The following is a 19,664-nucleotide window of genomic DNA, read 5'->3' as shown; positions in this document are numbered from 1 at the left end:
TCTCCCCTGGAGGTCTCGAGTGCGATCCGCAGGACATCCTGCGGGGTCGAGTGCGGCGGTATGCCGCTGCCGGCCCATGCCGGCACCTGATGCCAAACCCTGGCAATATGGCCCGGTTAGGGCCTGCACTCTCATCGGGAGCACGCGTTGCTGGTCACCATGGCCTGTCTGGACGTGGCGAGCTTGACGCGTGCCTCCCTTACACGGCGGTTTGCCGTGTCGGGGCGTTGGCCAGGTCAGGCGGTTAGCCCGAGCCCGGAAGTCCTTCGGCGGGTAGAGGCGTGAGCCTACCCTTCGCGCGGTGATGAGGGATTGCCCGCTGGTTCCGCGCCCGCAAATCAGGAACCCACAAGATTCCATTAGCGCCCTTGGCGTGTCAACCACCTATCCGAGCAAACGCAACAAAGGTCGCAGTCGCTGCAAAAAAATGCCCCGCCAGCGTCACTGACGGGGCATTCGCCCTATTTGATTGCGCAGCAAGCCCTTCCGGGATCAGCCAAAGATCAGCTTGCCTTCACCCGCGCTGATGCGAATGGTATCGCCCGGGGCGTACTTGCCAGCCAGCAGATCCTGCGCCAGCGGGTTTTCGATGCGGCTCTGGATGGCACGTTTCAGCGGCCGCGCGCCAAATACGGGGTCAAAGCCAACCACCGCCAACTGCGCCATGGCGTCGTCACTGATTTCCAGGCTCAGATCGTGCTCTGCCAGGCGAGCCTTCAGGCGCTCCAGTTGAATCCCGGCAATCGCTTGAATCTGCTCCTGGCCAAGGGCATGGAACACCACCACTTCATCGATGCGGTTGATCAACTCAGGGCGGAAGTGATTGCCCACTACTTCCATGACTGCCTGCTTCATCAACTCGTAGTCGCTGCCGTCGTCACTGCTGGTGTCGCCTCCCATGCGCTGGATGATGTCCGAGCCCAGGTTGGAGGTCATGACGATGACCGTATTGCGGAAGTCCACGGTACGCCCCTGACCATCGGTCAAGCGCCCATCTTCCAGCACCTGGAGCAGGATGTTGAACACATCCGGATGGGCTTTTTCCACCTCATCCAGCAGCAGCACCGAGTACGGCTTGCGGCGCACCGCTTCGGTCAGATAACCGCCCTCTTCATAGCCGACGTAGCCAGGCGGTGCGCCAATGAGACGGGCCACGGAGTGCTTCTCCATGAACTCGGACATATCGATGCGCACCATGGCCTCTTCGGTATCGAACAGGAAATTGGCCAGCGACTTGCACAGCTCGGTCTTGCCCACCCCAGTGGGGCCCAGAAACAGGAACGAACCGTTGGGGCGGTTGGGGTCGGAGAGACCCGCCCGGGAACGCCGCACCGCGTTGGCCACTGCTTCCACGGCTTCGTGCTGACCGATGACCCGCTCGTGCAGGGCATCTTCCATGCGCAGCAGCTTGTCACGCTCGCCTTCGAGCATTTTGGACACCGGGATGCCGGTCCAGCGGGACACGACTTCGGCAATCTCCTCTTCCGTCACGTTGGAGCGCAGCAGCTGATGGCTGGTGGTATCGGCTTCACCCTCACCCACTTCGCTGATCTTTTTTTCCAGCGCGGGAATCTTGCCGTACTGCAGCTCCGACATGCGCCCAAGATCCCCCTGGCGGCGCGCCTGTTCGAGGTCGATACGCGCCTGCTCCAGCTCGGCCTTGAACTGCGCTGCACCCTGAATGCTGGCCTTTTCCGCCTTCCAGATCTCATCCAGGTCGGCGTACTCGCGCTCCAGCTCATGGATGTGCTGATTGAGGGCTTCCAGACGCTTTTTCGTGGCGTCGTCGGTCTCTTTCTTGAGCGCCTCCCGCTCCATCTTGAGCTGGATCAGGCGGCGGTCGAGACGGTCCATCTCCTCCGGCTTGGAGTCCAGCTCCATACGAATGCGCGATGCAGCCTCGTCGATCAGGTCGATGGCCTTGTCCGGCAGCTGGCGGTCGGTGATGTAACGGGTCGAGAGTTTGGCCGCCGCGATGATGGCCGAGTCGGTGATATCGACACCGTGGTGAACTTCGTAACGCTCTTTCAAGCCACGCAGGATGGCCACGGTATCCGCTTCAGAGGGCTCATCCACCAGCACTTTCTGGAAGCGCCGTTCCAGGGCCGCGTCTTTTTCGATGTACTGACGATACTCATCCAGCGTGGTGGCCCCGACACAGTGCAGCTCGCCTCGGGCCAACGCCGGTTTGAGCATGTTGCCAGCGTCCATGGCACCTTCCGCCTTGCCTGCGCCCACCATGGTATGCAGCTCGTCGATGAACAGGATCACCCGACCTTCTTCCTGGGAGAGCTCCTTGAGCACGGCTTTCAGCCGCTCTTCGAATTCCCCGCGGAATTTCGCGCCCGCCAGCAACGCCCCCATATCCAGCGAGAGCACACGCTTTTCCTTCAGGCCCTCGGGCACCTCCCCATTGACGATACGCTGGGCCAGGCCTTCGACGATGGCGGTCTTGCCCACGCCCGGCTCACCGATCAGTACAGGGTTGTTCTTGGTGCGGCGCTGCAACACCTGGATGGTGCGACGAATTTCGTCGTCACGACCGATCACCGGGTCGAGCTTGCCTTCTAGCGCTCGCTGGGTCAGATCGAGGGTATATTTGTTCAGCGCTTCACGCTGATCTTCGGCGTTGGGGTCGTCAACGCGGGAGCCGCCACGCAGGCTGTCGATGGCCGCCTCGAGACTTTTGCGCGTCAGCCCGGCCTCTTTGAGCAGTTTGGTGATGGCACCGTTCATTTCCAGCGCTGCCAGCAGCACCAGCTCGGAGGCAATGAACTGATCGCCGCGCTTTTGCGCTTCGCGGTCGGTCAGGTTCATCAGTTTGACGAATTCCCGGGAAGGCTGGACCTCGCCGTCGAACTGGCTGACCTTGGGCAAGTCTTCCAGTTGGCGCTGCAAGCCGTCGCGCAGCCGGGAACTGCTGCCTTCTGCTTTTTCGATCAGCGCCTTGATGCCGGTATCGCGCGTATCGAGCAGCGCCAGCAGCAAATGGGCAGGGTCGAGTTGATTGTGGCCACGCCCCACGGCGAGGGATTGAGCCTCGGCAATGGCGGCCTGCAACTTGGCAGTGAATTTATCGAATCGCATGGAGTACCTCCTGGGGGGTGCCGTGCGTTTCGACCCACGGCGCATCCCGATAACCTGTCGTTGAACGTGCTAAAGACGATTAGCTTGACAAGTAAAATGGCGGCAGTTATAGCCATTTCAAGAGGCGTGCGATATTAACCAGCCGTTGAACGACGGCTCACTTGATCCAGATCACGCTTGCCATGCGGCCGGTGTTGCCGTTATCCCGCCGATAAGAGTAAAAGCGCGACTCGCAGGCCGTACAGAAGTGACCACCGCTGATCTGATGGATACCCAACGCCTCCAGGCGAAAGCGCGCCAGGCGGTACAGGTCGGCCATGTAATGGCCCAGGCGATAAGGGCTATGATCGAAGGCTTCTGCGGTGTCGGGCTGGATGGCCACGAAGGTGCCGTACACTTCCGGGCCCACCTCGAACTGAGCATTGGAGATCGCCGGGCCAAGCCACACCAGAATGTCTTCGGGGTCGCAGTTCATCGCTGCCACCGTGGCTTCCAGCACGCCACCGGCGAGCCCGCGCCACCCGGCGTGGGCCGCCGCCACTTGGGTACCCTGCCGATTACAGAACAGCACCGGCAGGCAGTCGGCGGTGAGTACCACACAAGCATAGTCGCTGCTGCTGGCCACCGAGGCATCGGCTTCTGGCACGCCTTCCTGATACTCCTGCTGCACCCGTGCCCCGTGGGTTTGATTGAGCCACAGCAGCGGACGGCTATCGCCGATTTCCTTGTGCAGCAGCCGACGACAAAGCGCCACGTGGTCGGCGTTGTCGCCCACGTGGGCCGCCGGGTTGAACGCCGCGAAGTCGTTCTGGCTGGGGCCTGTCTCGCGGGTGGTCACAAAGGCCTGTATGTTGGCAGGCGCCGCCCAATCAGGGCGCAGCAGCGTGGGGCGCAGGTCTATGGCATCGCTCATCGCATGGTCTCGCTATCTTCACGCAGATAATCCAGCAGCATCAGCAAATCGTCAGGCAGCTCCGCCTTGAAGGTCAGCGTTTCTCCACTGACGGGGTGGACGAAGCTCAACTGGCGCGCATGCAGCGCCTGACGGGGAAATTCACGCAGAATCTCCTTCAATGGCCCGGCTGCCCCCGGCGGTAGCTTGGCGCGACCGCTGTACAGCGGGTCTCCCACCAGCGGAAAACGCGCATGAGACATGTGCACGCGTATCTGGTGAGTACGCCCGGTTTCCAACTGGCAGCGCACGTGGGTGTGCGCGCGGAACCGCTCGACGACACGAAAATGCGTCACCGCCGGCTTGCCCGAGGCGGTCACGGCCTGACGCTTGCGGTCCTTCGGGTGCCGCCCAATGGGGGCGTCGATCGTGCTGCCCGACACCGGCTTGCCGAGCACGACCGCATCGTACTGGCGTGACACGGTCCGCGCCTGAAGCTGCTCCACCAGCGCCGTTTGCGCGGGCAGGGTCTTGGCCACCATCATCAGGCCAGTGGTGTCCTTGTCCAGCCGATGGACGATGCCCGCTCGGGGCACTTCTGCCAGCGAAGGGTGATGGAACAGCAGCGCATTGAGCAGCGTGCCGTCGGGATTGCCTGCAGCAGGATGTACCACCATCCCAGCAGGCTTGTTGACCACCATGACGTCGTCGTCTTCATAAACGATGTCCAGAGCGATGTCCTGGGGCGCAAAGCGAGTGTCTTCTTCGATGGTGGCGTGGAGCGCCAACACTTCGTGACCGTGCAGCTTGGCCTTGGGCTTGGCCTGGGCCCCATCGACCGTGAGTTCCCCCGCATTGATCCACGCTTTCAAGCGCTCGCGGGAATAATCGCTGAACAACTCCGCGGCGGCTTGGTCCAAGCGTGCGCCCGCCAGGGTGGCGGGGACGCGCTGCGTGGCTTCCACAATTCGAGACATGAATGACCTCTTTATGACACAAACACGCCCACTTCTGGATGACACGACACCGCTGAACCCTTACAGCAAAGTGTCGCCAAGCCTGCGTTTTGCGCTCAGGTGTTTTATAGTGGGCTGACTGCGACCTATTCTACCATTTCTACTTATGGCCATCGTCGCTTTTCGGTGATTGAGGCTTGTTTGCAACGAGGATGATGATGCGCGTTTTTTCCGCTGCCAACCGCTTTGGCGCCCTGGCCCTGAGTCTTGCCCTGTTAGCAGGCTGTGCCAGCAATGACACCACTCCGGAAGACGAAGACGAGTTTGCCGGTGTTCAAGAGCGCGAGCTGTATGAGCTGGCCCGTACGGCCCTCGACAGCAATCGCTATCCTATCGCCATCGAGCGCCTGGAAGCCCTGGACACCCGCTACCCGTTTGGCCCTCATGCCGAACAGGCCCAGCTCGAGCTGATCTACGCCTACTACGAGAACAGTAACTGGGAAGAGGCCCGCGCGGCAGCCAGCCGGTTCATTCGCCTGCACCCTGACCACCCGCAAGTGGATTACGCCTACTACCTGCGCGGGCTGTCCGCTTGGCAAGCAGGGCGCTTCAGCCTGGAACGCCTGCGCCTGATCGATATTTCCAAGCGCGACCTGGGCGCCTCACGGGATGCCTATAACGACTTCCGCGAGCTGATTCAACGCTATCCGCAAAGCCAATACGCCCCAGATGCCCAGCAACGTATCGTCTACCTGCGTGAGCTGCTGGCTCGCCATGAGCTGCATGTCGCCGACTACTACCTGCGTCGTGGCGCCTTCCTCGCGGCCATCGAGCGCGGTCGCTGGGTCGTTGAAAACTATCCGGAATCCAACGCCACGCGGGATGCTCTGGCCACCATGGTAGAAGGTTACCAAGGCATGGGCATGCAAGATCGCGCCAGCGAAGTCCTGGCCGTGCTGCGTGAAAATGCGCCCGATCACGAGCAACTTCAAGGCAGCCGCTTCGTGCCCAAATACAACGGCGGCCGTAACTAACGTTGAAGCGGGGTGCTAGCCACCCCTTTTTAAAAGCTATACAATCGATGCACCTTATCTAACCACGCTTTGGCGTGGTTTTTTTGTTTTTGTCACAAAATCTTAATTAACAGGCACTTGATTAGATTTTCAAAAACCAATATCGATACAATTATTGTACAAAATATTCACGCGGCGCTATTATTGCCCCGCCGAACATAATAAAGCGCCTGCACGGCGCCTGAGGAGCTTCCTTATGCCATCCCTGTATAAACGCCTAGCCGGCACGAAAATCAGCACCCGACTGACCGCCGGTTTCTCGACGATCCTGCTATTGCTGGTACTGCTGACAGCAGCTGGTATCTATCAGGTCAACCAGATCGACCGCAGCCTGAACGAGATCAACGATATCAACGGAGCCAAGCAGCGATTCGCCGTGGACATGCGAGGCAGTGTGCATGATCGCGCGATCGTGTTGCGCGACGTGGTCATCACGGCAGGCAACGGCAACCTGGGCACATTGCAAGACGAGCTGACCCGTTTGCGTGGCCTCTACGACACTGCCATCAGCAAGATGCGTGACCTGAACCAGCAGTACCCCGCCACGTCACAAGAGCAGGCGCTGCTGAGCAGCATCAATGATCAGGCCACTGCCACCATGGCCCTGTCGGAGCAAGTGATCGATGCCAGGAACGCTGACCAGTTCGAGCAGGCGCAGGCGTTGATGCTCGAACAAGCGGGGCCGTCTTACCGCGAGTGGTTGAGCCGCATCAATCAATTCATCGACCTGCAAGAGCAGATCAACAATGTCACCACCGAGGATGCCCGCGCGACGGCTTCAGGTTTTCAATTGCAGATGCTGGGCCTGACCCTGTTTGCCCTGTTGATTGGCAGCATGATTGCGGTGTTCCTGTCACGCCTGCTGCTCAGAGAGCTGGGCGCCGAACCCTATGAAGTCAAGGCATTTGCAGAAGCGATTGGGCGCGGTGAGCTGGCGACCAAAGGCCGTGTGAAGAAGAATGATACACGCAGCATCATGGCTTCCCAGGTCGCCATGGCCAAGCAGCTCCAGGATATCGTGACGCAGGTGCGCGCATCGGCCGAGGCGGTCGCTTCCAACAGCGAGCAGATCGCGGAAGGCAATAATGACCTGGCGTCCCGCACCGAAGAGCAGGCCAGCGCACTGGCAGAAACGGCGTCTGCCATGGAGCAGCTCAACAGCACTGTGAAGCAGAACGCCGACAACTCTGAGCAAGCCAGTCATGAGGCTGCCAGCGCCTCGAAGACGGCAACCCAGGGCGGTGAAGCGGTGCACCATGTCGTGGCCATCATGAACGACCTGAACAAGAGCTCTCAGGAAATTGCCGGCATCATCTCCACCATCGACTCGATTGCTTTCCAGACCAATATCCTGGCCTTGAATGCGTCGGTGGAAGCCGCACGGGCGGGAGAACATGGCCGAGGCTTTGCCGTGGTTGCCGAAGAGGTGCGCAAACTCGCCCAGCGCAGCGCCGATGCAGCCCGGGAAATCAATGACTTGATCAGCAGCAACCTCGAACGCGTCAACCATGGTAACGAGCGTGCAGAAGAGGCCAGCAAATCGACCGAAGACATCGTCCACGCCATCGAGCGGGTGACCAGCATCATGCAGGAAATCAGCCATGCCAGCGCTGAACAGAGTGCTGGCGTGCAGGAAGTCGGGCAAGCCGTGACCGAAATGGATCAGGTGACCCAACAGAACGCATCGCTGGTTCATGAGAGCGCCACGGCGGCCAACAACTTACGCCAAAACGCGCATCAGCTGCTCCACGCCATGGGGGCGTTCAAACTGCCTGCCACTGGCGCGACGCCTTCCCGCCAGCAACACTCTCCGGCTCAAGAACTGAAGCGCCCTGCCGCCACGGCACCGGCGTTACCCGCTTCGAAAACGACCTCGGCCGAGCCCGAGTGGGAAAGTTTCTAAATAAAACGCGCGCTTTGCCGTTAACTATTTAGACAGGCCGTGATGCACTGCATCACGGCCACTGCCTTCCCTTCGAGGTTATCATGAAACCTTCCCAAAGCCTGTTTATGGTGTTCTTGCTACCGGTACTGATGGTGGTGTTACCCGCCATGCTGCTGCTGGCGCTTGCCACCCAGGTGTTGAAAGAGCAGTCGCTGCAAAACCATCAGCTGCAGTCCAATGATTTGGACACGCTGGTGCAAATGGCCACCTTTGACCGCCAGTTGAGCGACCTGCATCAGCGGGTCACCGAAGTCCTCAGCCAGGCAACCGACACCAACCTGAGTGCCATGCAGCGTTATTCCGAGTATGGCATCATCAATCTGGAGCTTTCCCGGATTGGTCAGAGCATCGACCAGTTGGCGGCCTCACCCCTGATCTACGATCTCAGCCACGAGAGTGCGGACACTCTGCAGCGCGCCTTCTTCGATTACCGTCGTTTTGTGGACATGGCGAACGAAGCCGCCACCTTGAATCAGGGAGACGCTGGCTATTATCTACGTGAAGCCCAGCAGTACTTCACGACGTTCAACCTGTTTTCTCAGCAGATTTTCGAAGCCCTGACCCAGCGAGCCAGTGATCGACATCGCGAGTCGTACCAGGCACTGACCCACGAGCGCAACTCCATTCTCTGGACCGGCATTGGGCTGTTCTCGCTACTGCTGGGCGCGGCGATGATCGCGGCATGGCGGATCAATCAACGCTTGGTCATCGTGGGCGATGCCATTCTCGCCCTTTCCAAGCGCTCGGATCAGTTACCGGACATGCAGGCAGTGGAGCGGCTCAGCCAGCAGCATAGCGGAACCCTGCAGCGCATCGCCGCTTCGCTATTGAGCTTGCGTGACTCCGAGCACCAGCGGCGTCATGCCGAGCAGCAAGTGCATCAACTGGCCTACTACGATTCGCTTACCGAGCTGCCCAACTGGCGCTTGATGCGTGAACACCTTCAGCACTCGCTCGAAACCAATGCGCACACGGGCACCTACGGCAGCCTGATTTATGTGGACGTGGACGAGTTCAAGCGCATCAACGATGGCATTGGCCACCGCGCCGGGGATGAGTTGATCAAGCAGATGGCCAAGCGGCTGGAAACGCTGCAGCCCCAAGGCTGCACGATTGGCCGACTCAGCGGAGACGAATTTGCCATCATCGTGGACGGCCTGGATGAAGACCAGCTGAAAGCGGCCGAAAAAGCCGAGTTCTTTGCCCAGCAGGTGAGTCACACTCTGACCCAGCCTTACTGCCTGGAAGGCCGTCAGCAGTTCCTCAACGTCAGCCAGGGCCTGGTATTGTTCAAAGGGCTGGAAGAGAGCATCGACAGCCTGTTCCAGTATGCAAACTCAGCGGTACACCTGGCCAAGCGCGGCGGACAGAACGGCCTGCGTTTTTATGACCCTGAAGTACAAGCCCAGCTGGAAAGCCGCACGGAGCTGGAGCGCGACCTGCGCCTGGCCATCGAGCAGGAAGAGTTCGTGCTGGTGTATCAGATGCAGGTAGATAACCAAGGGCGGGCGATTGGTGCCGAAGCGCTGATTCGCTGGCAGCACCCGGAACGAGGGTTTGTCTCCCCCGGCATGTTCATCCCCCTGGCGGAGGAAACCGGGCTGATCGTGCCGATTGGCAGCTGGGTACTGCACGCAGCCTGTGAGCAGTTGGCGGCCTGGCAGGCCACGGAGCACACCCGGCATCTGGTGCTGGCGGTGAACGTCAGTGCCAAGCAGTTCCAGCAACCCGGTTTCGTGGAGGAAGTCGCCACCGCGCTGGAGCTCAGCGGCGCCCCTGCCCATCGGTTGAAGCTGGAACTGACCGAAAGCACGGTGATCGGCAAAGTGGATGACACCATCGAGCGCATGCACCAGCTCAAGGCGCTGGGCATCAGCTTTGCCATGGATGACTTCGGCACCGGATACTCCTCGCTGCAGTACTTGAAGCGCCTGCCGCTGGACCAGATCAAGATCGACCAGTCGTTCGTGCGCGATGTTCATCAGGACGCCGACGACATGGCCATCGTCGAAACCATCATTGCCATGGGGCGTTCACTGGGGCTTGATGTGATTGCAGAAGGTGTGGAAACCATCGAGCACTGGCGCTATCTCAACGCGCACCAGTGCCATGCCTATCAGGGTTACTACTTCTGCAAGCCGGTGGCACCGGAGGAGATGGCCAAGCATTGCCTGGCACCTCCTCCCGTACTGGCCTAGGGCTGGTCGCGGCTGGCAGCAGGCGCTACTCGCCCGGCTGCCAGCCATTGACGATGGGGTAACGACGGTCACGCCCGAAACCACGCGGCGTGACCCGTACACCTACCGGAGCCTGGCGACGCTTGTACTCGCAGCGGTCCACCAGCTTCACCACCTTGTAGACATCGTCCTCGTCGTAACCCGCCGCAATGATGGCTTCGGCGCTCATGTCCCCTTCGATGTAGCGCACCAGAATCGCGTCCAGCACATCGTAATCCGGCAGGGAATCGCTATCCTGCTGGTCGGGCGCCAGCTCTGCGCTGGGCGGACGCTCGATGACCCGCTCCGGAATGGCCGGCGACTGGGTGTTACGCCAACGTGCCAGGCGGTAGACCCAGGTCTTGTAGACATCCTTGATGGCGTTGTAGCCGCCCACCATGTCGCCATAGAGCGTGGCATAGCCCACGGCCATTTCGCTCTTGTTGCCGGTGGTCAGCACCATCAGGCCCTTCTTGTTGGAAATGGCCATCAGCAGCACGCCTCGGCAGCGCGACTGCAGGTTCTCCTCGGTGGTGTCACGCTCGGTGCCCGCAAAGCTATCCGCCAGGGTCGCCATGAAGGCCTCTACCATGGGCTCGATGGGCATCACGTCATAATGCACCCCCAGCAGTTTGGCCTGCTCGGCGGCATCCTGCTTGGAGATATCGGCGGTGTAGTGGTAAGGCATCATGACCGCCTGAACGCGCTGCGGCCCTAGCGCATCCACCGCAATCGCCAGCGACAAGGCGGAGTCGATGCCGCCGGAAAGCCCCAGCACCACGCCTTTGAAGCCGCTTTTATTGACGTAGTCACGCAGCCCGGTGACCAGCGCGCAATAAAGGCTCTCTTCCGGCATGACTTCCGGCTCGATCTCTCCGGCCTGGGGCTCCCAACGCTCGGCGCTGGTTTGCAGCAGTTGAACGGGCATCAGCCCGGCTTGCCAGTAAGGGGCCAGCACCTTGAGCTGGCCCTGCTCATCCACACAGCAAGAACCGCCGTCGAACACCAGCTCATCCTGGCCGCCAATGGTGTTGACGTAGAGAATGGGGCGCTGAACGTCCTGAGCCCGCTGCTCCAGCAGGCGCAGCCGCTCGGTGGGCTTGTCCTGGTGGTAGGGCGAGGCATTCAGGCTGATCAATACTTCCGCCCCGGCCGCCTGCGCCGCCTTGACCGGCGAGCCTTCCCACAAGTCTTCACAGATCAACAGCCCCAGCTTGGCACCCTTGTGCTCGTAAACCAGTGGCTGGGTGCCGGGGGTGAAGTAGCGCTGCTCATCGAACACCTGGTAGTTGGGCAGCGCCTGCTTGGCGTACTCTGCTTCCCACTGGCCGTTGTACAGCACGCCCGCCATGTTGTAGCACTTGCCTTCACGCACGCCGGGATAACCAATGATGACCAGCACGTCTCGGGCCACCTTCTCGGCCATCTTGGCGCGGGCTTCACGCAGGCGCGCCTCCATGGAAGGCCTCAGCAGCAGATCTTCCGGCGGGTAGCCGGAAAGAAACAGCTCGGGAAAGACCACAATGTCCGCCCCATGCTCGATCCTCGCCTCACGCACGGCCTCGATGGCGCGCGCGGCATTGCCGGGAATATCTCCCACTAGCGGGTCGAGTTGGGCCATTACCAGCGTTAAGTCTTGCATGGGCGTCAAAATCTCTTGAGAATCTTCAGAATACGATGGCACTTGGGGCATTGTCCCGCAAGGTGCGCCTGCTGGCAAAGGCCATACGGCTACAGGCGTGCTGCCCGCTTTTTCCCGGTATGGGAGTTATCGAGGATGAACCTGTTGATCATTCGGCTGATTATTTTTGCGGTGCTGTTTTATGCAGGCCTGAAACTCTACGGCATGTATCGCCAGCACCGCCTTTCCCAGCAGCAGCCCCCCGCTCCTCGCCATGAAGGCGGGCAGATGGTGCGCTGCCGCTGGTGCGACGTTCACGTGCCGGAAAGCGAGGCACTGCGTGACCATGAGCAGTGGTTTTGCTGCAGCGCCCACCGCGACCGTTTCCTGCAGGAACAGCGTGATCGCGACGACGGTAACGCTTGATGCGCTACCCCCGACGTAGCGCCACCGGCAAGTAAGGCGCTGGGTCGATCAGCGGCTCACGATCCAATAGCTGGTCGACCAGCAGATGCGTCGAGGCGGGAGCCAGTACCAGCCCATTGCGGTAGTGCCCTGCATTGACGAACACGTTGGGAAATTCCGGCAGCGCCCCGATGAACGGAATGCCGTCCGGGGAGCCCGGACGCAGCCCCGCCCAGTGATACGCCACGGGGTACCTGGCCAGCGCAGGAATGATGTTTTCAGCACTCTGGCGCAGCGACGCCAAGGCGTCCTGGTCGGTGGTTTTATCGAACCCGGCCTCTTCCAGCGTCGAGCCCACCAGCAGCAGACCATCGTTGCGCGGAATCACATAGCGACCATCTTTCAGCACCACCCGCTGCACCAGCCCTGGCGGGGTCTGATAAGCGATCATCTGCCCTTTCACGGGCCGAACGGGCAACTGGACACCCAGGCCTTCCAGTAGATGGGCTGCCCAGGCTCCACCACATACCACTACTCGCTCGGCATGCAGCTCGCCCGACGCCGTGGCCACCCCCAAGACCTTGCCCTGACGCTGGAGGAAGCCGGTGACCTGGCACTGCTCGACCAGCGTGACGCTCGGCATCGCCGCCAGCCGGGCCCGCAGCGCCTGGCCAAGGCGGGGGTTACGAATGCTGCCCAGCGTCGGCATCCACAGAGCGCTTCCGCCAGAGGCCAGCGCGGCGGGCTCTTTCTGCTGCACGACCTCTGCCTCGACCCGTTCGAGCGGCTTGCCCATTTGCCGAGCCCACGCCAGCGCCTGCTCGTCATCTTCCACGTTCAGATAGAGCAGGCCTTTCTGGCGATACTCGGGGTCGATGCCCGTTTCTTCCAGCAGCCGCAGCGCCAGCGTGGGGTACACCCCTTCCGACCAGCGCGAGAGCCGCGACACCGGCTCACCGTAACGCCAGGGGTAGAGCGGCGAGACGATACCCCCACCCGCCCAGGAAGCCTCCTGGCCACACTGCCCGCGCTCCACCAACGTGACCTGCTGCCCTGCATCAGCCAGCTGGAGCGCGGTCATCATGCCGATGACACCGCCACCAATAATTAAGATATGGCTCACAAGCTTTGTCCGTTTTGGCTTACATAAAAAGAGCACAAGGCCCTTTAGGATAAGTCCCATGACCGTACACAGAGGGTCTCATGATGACATGCGATACCGCTGCACACCCACGGCCTGGCTCGGTTCAGCGAGGCTTTACGCTCCTCGAACTGATGGTGGCCCTGGTGCTGATGGCCGCCATGACTGCCTGGCTGGCCCCAAGTTTTCAAGCCTTGGGGCACCACAGCATGCTCAACAGTGAAACGACGCGGCTGCAGGCTGCGTTTGCCTTGGCGCGCAATACGGCCATTACCCAGCGCACGGCGGTCACCGTCTGCCCTGCCAACCCACAACACACTGCCTGCACTGCGAGCTGGCACGACACCTTGATGGTGGTGAAAGGACGCGCCACGGATACCATCGAGCCAGCGCAGGTGCTGCGCACCTTTCCCGGCCAGTTGGCCACCTACACCACCTATAGCCGTGGCTGGCATCGAGTGACGTACACGCCACTCGGCCATGCCAGCGGCTATAACGGCAGCTTCGACGTGTGCGCGACGGGCGAAACGGGCAAGCGGCTGGTGCTGAGCCAGTTAGGCAGACTGCGTATCGATACGTCGCCTATCGCCTGCTAGTCAGGACAGCCTCAGGCAATACCGTCCAGGTAACGCTCGGCATCCAGCGCTGCCATGCAGCCACTGCCCGCCGAGGTGATGGCCTGGCGATAGATATGGTCCATGACGTCGCCACAGGCAAACACGCCTGGTACGCTGGTGGCCGTGGCGTTACCCTCGCTGCCGGACTGTACCTTGATGTAGCCACCGTTCATTTCCAGCTGGCCTTCGAAGATGCCCGTATTGGGGCTATGGCCGATGGCGATGAACAGCCCAGGCGCGTGGATCTCCTTGGTGCTGCCGTCCTGCGTCGACTTCACTCGCACGCCAGTGACGCCGGTGTTGTCGCCCAGCACTTCTTCCACCTCGTAAAACCACTCCAAGGCGATCTTGCCTGCCTCGGCCTTCTCGAACAGCTTGTCTTGCAGGATCTTTTCGGCACGAAGCGTATCGCGGCGATGGACCAGCGTGACCTTGGAGGCAATGTTCGACAGGTAGAGCGCTTCTTCGACCGCCGTGTTGCCACCGCCGACCACGATCACTTCCTGATTGCGGTAGAAGAAACCGTCGCAGGTAGCACAGGCAGAGACCCCCTGGCCCATGAACTGCTGCTCTGACGGCAACCCCAGATAGCGAGCGCTGGCGCCGGTAGCCACGATCAGGGCGTCGCAGGTATAGACGCCGCTATCGCCCTTCAAGGTGAACGGCTTCTCGCCAAGGCTCACCTCGTGGATATGATCGAACAGCACTTCGGTGTTGAAACGTTCGGCATGCTGCTTCATGCGTTCCATCAACTCAGGCCCTTGTACGCCCTCGGCATCGCCAGGCCAGTTGTCCACGTCGGTCGTCGTGGTCAATTGGCCACCCGCCTGCATGCCGGTAATCAGCAGCGGCTTCAGGTTTGCCCGAGCGGCATAAACGGCTGCCGTGTACCCCGCCGGGCCAGAGCCTAGAATGATCAAACGTTCATGACGCGTTTCCATGACACCACCTTTGTGACAATTGAGCAGAGTTCGTCGTCGACATTCGTTGCAGGGCCGACATTCGCAGAAGAGTCTGCCTGAAATGGCGTCGAGTACAAGCAATTACAAGGGTTGGTCTACGCTATTAGGCCAAGATGGCTTGAAAGGCGACCCCGCCACACCCATGTGCCCTACATGAGCCATACTGTTGATCAGCGTTATTCTGGAACACAGTGACCGTTGCGATACCCATAAGCGATCGAGAGGAGAATGGAATGAGCAAGATACCCAGCACGCTTCATACCCTGACGGCAGGAAGCCAAGAGTATCACTACTACAGCTTGCCTAAAGCAGCCGAAACGCTGGGCAACATCGACCGGTTGCCCAAGACGCTCAAGATTCTGCTCGAAAACCAGCTGCGCTTCGCTGACGACGAGAGCGTCGAACAGGCCGACATGCAAGCCCTGGTCGACTGGCAAAACGAGGGGCAGTCCAGCCGCGAAATCGGTTACCGCCCTGCCCGCGTTCTGATGCAGGACTTCACCGGCGTACCGGGGGTCGTGGATCTCGCCTCCATGCGCGCAGCGGTCGAGTCCCTGGGCGAAGACCCCGCCCGCATCAACCCGCTCACTCCGGTCGATCTGGTCATCGACCACTCGGTCATGGTCGACAAGTTTGGCACCCCCACGGCCTTTCAGGAGAACGTGGATATCGAAATGCAGCGTAACGGCGAGCGTTACGAGTTCCTGCGCTGGGGCCAGAAAGCATTCGACAACTTCAGAGTTGTGCCGCCCGGCACCGGCATTTGCCACCAGGTTAACCTGGAGTACCTGGGCCGCACCGTCTGGACCAAACAAGAAGACGGCAAAACCTTCGCCTACCCGGACACGCTGGTAGGCACCGACTCCCACACCACCATGATCAACGGCCTGGGCGTACTGGGCTGGGGGGTAGGCGGCATCGAGGCCGAGGCGGCCATGCTGGGCCAGCCGGTATCGATGCTGATTCCCGAGGTTATCGGCTTCAAGCTGACCGGCAAGCTGCAGGAAGGCATTACGGCCACCGACCTGGTTCTCACGGTCACCGAGATGCTGCGCAAGAAGGGCGTGGTCGGCAAGTTCGTCGAGTTCTACGGAGATGGCCTGAAAGACCTGCCGCTGGCCGACCGCGCCACCATTGCCAACATGGCCCCCGAGTATGGCGCCACCTGCGGCTTCTTCCCGGTGGACGATGAAACCCTCAATTACCTGCGCCTGACGGGCCGTGAAGATGAGCTGGTCGCGCTGGTCGAAGCGTACAGCAAGGCCCAGGGGCTCTGGCGTGAGCCCGGTGACGAGCCCATCTTCACCGATACCCTAAGCCTCGACATGAGCAGCGTGGAAGCCAGCCTGGCAGGCCCCAAACGCCCGCAGGATCGCGTCTCTCTCAAGAACATGCCCAAGGCGTTCGCCAGCGTCATGGAGGAAGATGGCAAGTCCTACCCTTCTACGGAAACGGGCAAGCTTTCCTCGGAAGGCGGCCAGACCGCCGTGGGCATCGACCGAAGCTTCGAACGCTCGTTTCAGCATAACGATAGCCAAGCGGTCAAGTTGGGTGAGCAGGACTTCAACCTGGACCCCGGCGCCGTGGTCATCGCGGCCATCACTTCTTGCACCAATACCTCCAACCCCAGCGTCATGATGGCGGCGGGCCTGTTGGCACGTAACGCGCGTCAGAAGGGGCTGGCCACCAAACCCTGGGTCAAGACGTCCCTGGCGCCTGGCTCCAAGGTGGTCACCGACTACCTGGCCGCTGCCGAACTGAACGATGACCTGGATGCGCTGGGCTTCAACCTGGTGGGCTACGGCTGCACCACCTGTATCGGCAACTCCGGCCCGCTGCCCGACGCCATCGAAAAAGCCATTCAACAGGGGGACCTTGCCGTTGCCTCCGTGCTGTCGGGTAACCGCAACTTCGAAGGCCGCGTGCATCCGCTGGTCAAAACCAACTGGCTGGCTTCACCGCCGCTGGTGGTGGCCTATGCACTGGCGGGCAACGTTCAATGCAACCTGTCCACCGACCCGCTTGGGGAAGACAGCGATGGCAACCCGGTGTACCTGAAAGATATCTGGCCCTCGCAGGCAGATATCGCCAACGCCGTACAGAAGGTCAACACCGAGATGTTCCGCAAGGAGTACGGCGCCGTTTTCGAAGGCGACGAGACGTGGCAGTCGATCAAGGTGCCGGAAAGCAACGTCTACGAGTGGCCCTCCTCCACCTACATCCAACACCCACCCTTCTTCGAAGGCATGCAGCGCGAGCCCGATGCCATCGAAGACGTGCAGAGTGCTCGGGTACTGGCGATGCTGGGTGACTCCGTCACCACCGACCATATTTCCCCCGCAGGCTCCATCAAGCCCGACAGCCCTGCTGGCCGCTACTTGCAGGAGCATGGCGTCAAACCCGTGGATTTCAACTCCTACGGCTCACGCCGAGGCAACCATGAAGTCATGATGCGCGGCACCTTCGCCAACGTGCGGATCAAGAACGAAATGCTGGACGGCGTGGTCGGGGGTGAAACGCGCCATGTGCCCAGTGGTGAGCAGATGTCGATCTATGACGCCGCCATGAAGTACAAGGAAGAAGGCACGCCGCTGGTGGTGGTGGCAGGCAAGGAGTACGGCACCGGCTCTTCCCGCGACTGGGCAGCCAAGGGAACCCGACTGCTGGGCGTACGGGCGGTGATTGCCGAATCCTATGAGCGGATCCACCGTTCCAACCTGATTGGCATGGGCGTCGTACCGCTGCAGTTCCCCGAAGGCGAGAGCCGCACGAGCCTTGGGCTCACCGGTGACGAAGAGATTTCGATTGCGGGATTAAACGACTTGAGCCCAGGCGGCACGGTCAAAGTGGTCATCAAACAGGGCGACCAGGAGCGTACCGTTGATGCCAAATGCAGAATTGATACCGCCAATGAGCTGGCTTACTACCGCCACGGTGGTATCCTTCACTACGTGCTGCGCAAAATGATCGGCGCAGCCTAACGGTAAAAACTTCCAATGCTTGCATCGCCCCCACCTTGGTGGGGGCTTTTTTTTGCAACGCGCCTTAGAAAGCGCGGCGGCGGTAGAAGCGATACTCCGGCGACCAGCAGGACTTTTCGATGCGCTCACGCAGTTCCGAGCCGCTGGTTTTCAGCGCCACGCCGTTTTGCTGCGCCTGAGCAGCCACTTCGAAAGCAATCGACTTACTGATTTCACGAATGCGCGACAGCGGTGGCAGCAGCGCACCCTGCCCTTCCTTGACCAGCGGCGCTTCACGGGCCAGGGCACGCGAGGCGCTCATCAGCATCTCGTCGGTCACGCGGTGGGCGTCGGCGGCAATCACCCCCAGGCCAATGCCGGGGAAAATATAGGCGTTGTTGCACTGGGCAATGGGGTAGGTCCGCCCGTTGTAGACCACCGGCGCAAAGGGGCTACCCGTGGCTACCAACGCCTGGCCGTCGGTCCAGCGAATCACGTCCTCAGGCACGGCTTCTGCCTGGGAGGTGGGGTTGGAGAGCGGCATGATGACCGGGTGTTCACAGCCTGCATGCATGGTACGCACGACCTGTTCGGTAAAGATGCCCCGCTGACCACAGACCCCAATCAGGATGGTGGGTTTGATCTGGGCAATGGTCTCTTCCAGCCCCTGACCGTTCCAGTTGGCTACCAGCGCAGGATCATGGGCCAGACGGCGCTGGAAATCCCGCTGCCACGTTTGATCCGTGGTCATCAAACCATCCCGGTCGACGATGAAGATGCGTGCTCGCGCTTCCGCTTCGGTCAGGCCTTCCGCCTCCATGGCGACCACGACCTGCTCGGCGATACCGCAACCGGCAGAGCCACCGCCCACGAACACCACCCGCTGCTGCGCAATGGTTTCGCCCCGCGCCTGGCAGGCAGCCATCAGCGTACCCACCACCACAGAGGCCGTTCCCTGCACGTCATCGTTGAAGCAGCACAGTTCGTTACGGTAGCGCTCCAACAGCGGCACGGCGTTGGCCTGGGCAAAATCCTCGAACTGCAGCAGCACATTCGGCCAGCGGCGCTTCACGGCAGCAATAAACTCCGCCATAAAGGCATCGTACTCTTCCTGGCTGACCCGCTCGTGACGCCATCCCATGTACATCGGGTCATCCAGCAGCGCCTGGTTATTGGTGCCCACGTCGATCATGATCGGCAGCGTGTAGGCAGGACTGATGCCGCCACAGGCGGTGTACAGCGCCAGCTTACCGATAGGAATGCCCATGCCGCCGATACCCTGGTCACCCAGGCCAAGAATACGCTCGCCATCGGTTACCACGATGACTTTCACGTTGTCCTTGGTGGCACTGCGCAGGATGTCATCCATATGCTCGCGGTCCGGGTAGCTGATGAACAAGCCCCGGTGGTTACGATAGATATTGGAAAACTCCTGGCACGCCTGACCCACGGTAGGGGTGTAGATGATCGGCAGCATCTCTTCCAGATGCTCGGACACCAGACGGAAATAGAGCGTCTCGTTATCGTCCTGAATGGCGCGCAGATGAATATGGCGCTCCAGGTCACTATGGCACTGCTGGTACTGGCGATAGACACGTTCGAGCTGGTCGTCGATGGTTTCGACTTTTTGCGGGAGCAGGCCGATCAGGTTGAACGCCAATCGCTCCTCTTGAGTAAACGCGCTGCCTTTGTTCAATAGCGGCATTTCAAGCAGCGAAGGACCGGCGTAAGGAATGTACAGGGGGCGTTTACTCTTCGTAGACATAGGCACTCTCTTTTTATGTCAATT

The 19,664-nt window shown here is 60.7% G+C and carries 13 protein-coding genes; 6 read left to right on the top strand and 7 right to left on the bottom strand.

Translation table 11 applies throughout. The annotated features are described in order from the left end of the window. Positions 1–492: 492 nt before the first annotated feature. From clpB to rluD, 3 genes are all read right to left on the bottom strand, one after another. Positions 493–3,087 carry an ATP-dependent chaperone ClpB gene (gene clpB, locus LG409_RS02400; protein WP_039182428.1) on the bottom strand — a complete coding sequence of 865 codons (2,595 nt, stop codon included), beginning with the start codon at positions 3,085–3,087 and terminating at the stop codon, positions 493–495. 157 nt (positions 3,088–3,244) lie between these two features. Beyond that, the gene (pgeF, locus tag LG409_RS02395; protein WP_144984934.1) at positions 3,245–4,000 is read right to left on the bottom strand and encodes a peptidoglycan editing factor PgeF; all 756 of its coding nucleotides are present in this window, start codon (positions 3,998–4,000) and stop codon (positions 3,245–3,247) included. After that, positions 3,997–4,956, bottom strand: coding sequence for a 23S rRNA pseudouridine(1911/1915/1917) synthase RluD (rluD, locus tag LG409_RS02390; RefSeq protein WP_039182424.1), 960 nt, complete (start codon positions 4,954–4,956; stop codon positions 3,997–3,999). The genes pgeF and rluD overlap by 4 nt, the downstream gene beginning before the upstream one ends. Positions 4,957–5,153: 197 nt before the next feature. On the opposite strand from rluD, the gene LG409_RS02385 reads away from it, so the two are divergent. The 3 genes from LG409_RS02385 (at position 5,154) to LG409_RS02375 (ending at position 10,151) form a co-directional block, all read left to right on the top strand. Continuing rightward, on the top strand, positions 5,154–5,969 hold the full coding sequence (locus tag LG409_RS02385) for an outer membrane protein assembly factor BamD (protein WP_039182422.1): 816 nt from the start codon (positions 5,154–5,156) through the stop codon (positions 5,967–5,969). 235 nt (positions 5,970–6,204) lie between these two features. Beyond that, entirely contained in the window at positions 6,205–7,911 is a 1,707-nt protein-coding gene (locus LG409_RS02380) for a methyl-accepting chemotaxis protein (protein ID WP_227407527.1), read from the top strand. A gap of 83 nt (positions 7,912–7,994) precedes the next feature. Continuing rightward, on the top strand, positions 7,995–10,151 hold the full coding sequence (locus tag LG409_RS02375; protein WP_193461871.1) for a putative bifunctional diguanylate cyclase/phosphodiesterase: 2,157 nt from the start codon (positions 7,995–7,997) through the stop codon (positions 10,149–10,151). Positions 10,152–10,176: 25 nt separating this feature from the next. Here the strand turns inward: LG409_RS02375 and LG409_RS02370 are convergent, their stop codons facing one another. Further along, on the bottom strand, positions 10,177–11,811 hold the full coding sequence (locus tag LG409_RS02370) for an NAD+ synthase (protein ID WP_189463755.1): 1,635 nt from the start codon (positions 11,809–11,811) through the stop codon (positions 10,177–10,179). A 135-nt stretch (positions 11,812–11,946) separates the two neighbouring features. On the opposite strand from LG409_RS02370, the gene LG409_RS02365 reads away from it, so the two are divergent. Beyond that, positions 11,947–12,216: a PP0621 family protein gene (locus LG409_RS02365; RefSeq protein ID WP_081138865.1), complete on the top strand. Its 270-nt coding sequence runs from the start codon at positions 11,947–11,949 to the stop codon at positions 12,214–12,216. A 4-nt stretch (positions 12,217–12,220) separates the two neighbouring features. Here the strand turns inward: LG409_RS02365 and thiO are convergent, their stop codons facing one another. Then, a complete protein-coding gene (gene thiO / locus LG409_RS02360; protein ID WP_039182409.1) occupies positions 12,221–13,318 on the bottom strand; it encodes a glycine oxidase ThiO in 1,098 nt (365 codons plus the stop codon). 80 nt (positions 13,319–13,398) lie between these two features. Between thiO and LG409_RS02355 the strand changes: the two genes are divergently transcribed. Further along, positions 13,399–13,932 carry a GspH/FimT family pseudopilin gene (locus LG409_RS02355; RefSeq protein WP_193461870.1) on the top strand — a complete coding sequence of 178 codons (534 nt, stop codon included), beginning with the start codon at positions 13,399–13,401 and terminating at the stop codon, positions 13,930–13,932. An 11-nt stretch (positions 13,933–13,943) separates the two neighbouring features. On the opposite strand, the gene trxB is transcribed toward LG409_RS02355, so the two are convergent. Next, positions 13,944–14,894 carry a thioredoxin-disulfide reductase gene (gene trxB, locus LG409_RS02350; protein ID WP_039182403.1) on the bottom strand — a complete coding sequence of 317 codons (951 nt, stop codon included), beginning with the start codon at positions 14,892–14,894 and terminating at the stop codon, positions 13,944–13,946. 254 nt (positions 14,895–15,148) lie between these two features. Between trxB and acnA the strand changes: the two genes are divergently transcribed. Next, positions 15,149–17,896 carry an aconitate hydratase AcnA gene (gene acnA / locus LG409_RS02345; protein ID WP_227407526.1) on the top strand — a complete coding sequence of 916 codons (2,748 nt, stop codon included), beginning with the start codon at positions 15,149–15,151 and terminating at the stop codon, positions 17,894–17,896. Positions 17,897–17,960: 64 nt separating this feature from the next. Here acnA and LG409_RS02340 read toward each other — a convergent pair whose 3' ends face one another. Then, the gene (locus tag LG409_RS02340; protein WP_308429553.1) at positions 17,961–19,640 is read right to left on the bottom strand and encodes an NAD-dependent malic enzyme; all 1,680 of its coding nucleotides are present in this window, start codon (positions 19,638–19,640) and stop codon (positions 17,961–17,963) included. Positions 19,641–19,664: the final 24 nt, after the last annotated feature.

The organism is Halomonas sp. NyZ770 (assembly GCF_020616575.1).
Classification (GTDB): Bacteria; Pseudomonadota; Gammaproteobacteria; order Pseudomonadales; family Halomonadaceae; genus Vreelandella; species Vreelandella hamiltonii.
The sequence above is the reverse complement of the archived record's forward strand: the minus strand, read 5'-3'. Positions and strand labels throughout refer to the sequence as shown.

Bases quoted from the DNA above. Each gene is read 5' to 3' on its own strand.
- clpB (WP_039182428.1), bottom strand. From the start codon at position 3,087: ATGCGATTCGATAAATTCACTGCCAAGTTGCAGGCCGCCATTGCCGAG.
- pgeF (WP_144984934.1), bottom strand. From the start codon at position 4,000: ATGAGCGATGCCATAGACCTGCGCCCCACGCTGCTGCGCCCTGATTGG.
- rluD (WP_039182424.1), bottom strand. From the start codon at position 4,956: ATGTCTCGAATTGTGGAAGCCACGCAGCGCGTCCCCGCCACCCTGGCG.
- LG409_RS02385 (WP_039182422.1), top strand. From the start codon at position 5,154: ATGCGCGTTTTTTCCGCTGCCAACCGCTTTGGCGCCCTGGCCCTGAGT.
- LG409_RS02380 (WP_227407527.1), top strand. From the start codon at position 6,205: ATGCCATCCCTGTATAAACGCCTAGCCGGCACGAAAATCAGCACCCGA.
- LG409_RS02375 (WP_193461871.1), top strand. From the start codon at position 7,995: ATGAAACCTTCCCAAAGCCTGTTTATGGTGTTCTTGCTACCGGTACTG.
- LG409_RS02370 (WP_189463755.1), bottom strand. From the start codon at position 11,811: ATGCAAGACTTAACGCTGGTAATGGCCCAACTCGACCCGCTAGTGGGA.
- LG409_RS02365 (WP_081138865.1), top strand. From the start codon at position 11,947: ATGAACCTGTTGATCATTCGGCTGATTATTTTTGCGGTGCTGTTTTAT.
- LG409_RS02355 (WP_193461870.1), top strand. From the start codon at position 13,399: ATGATGACATGCGATACCGCTGCACACCCACGGCCTGGCTCGGTTCAG.
- trxB (WP_039182403.1), bottom strand. From the start codon at position 14,894: ATGGAAACGCGTCATGAACGTTTGATCATTCTAGGCTCTGGCCCGGCG.
- acnA (WP_227407526.1), top strand. From the start codon at position 15,149: ATGAGCAAGATACCCAGCACGCTTCATACCCTGACGGCAGGAAGCCAA.
- LG409_RS02340 (WP_308429553.1), bottom strand. From the start codon at position 19,640: ATGTCTACGAAGAGTAAACGCCCCCTGTACATTCCTTACGCCGGTCCT.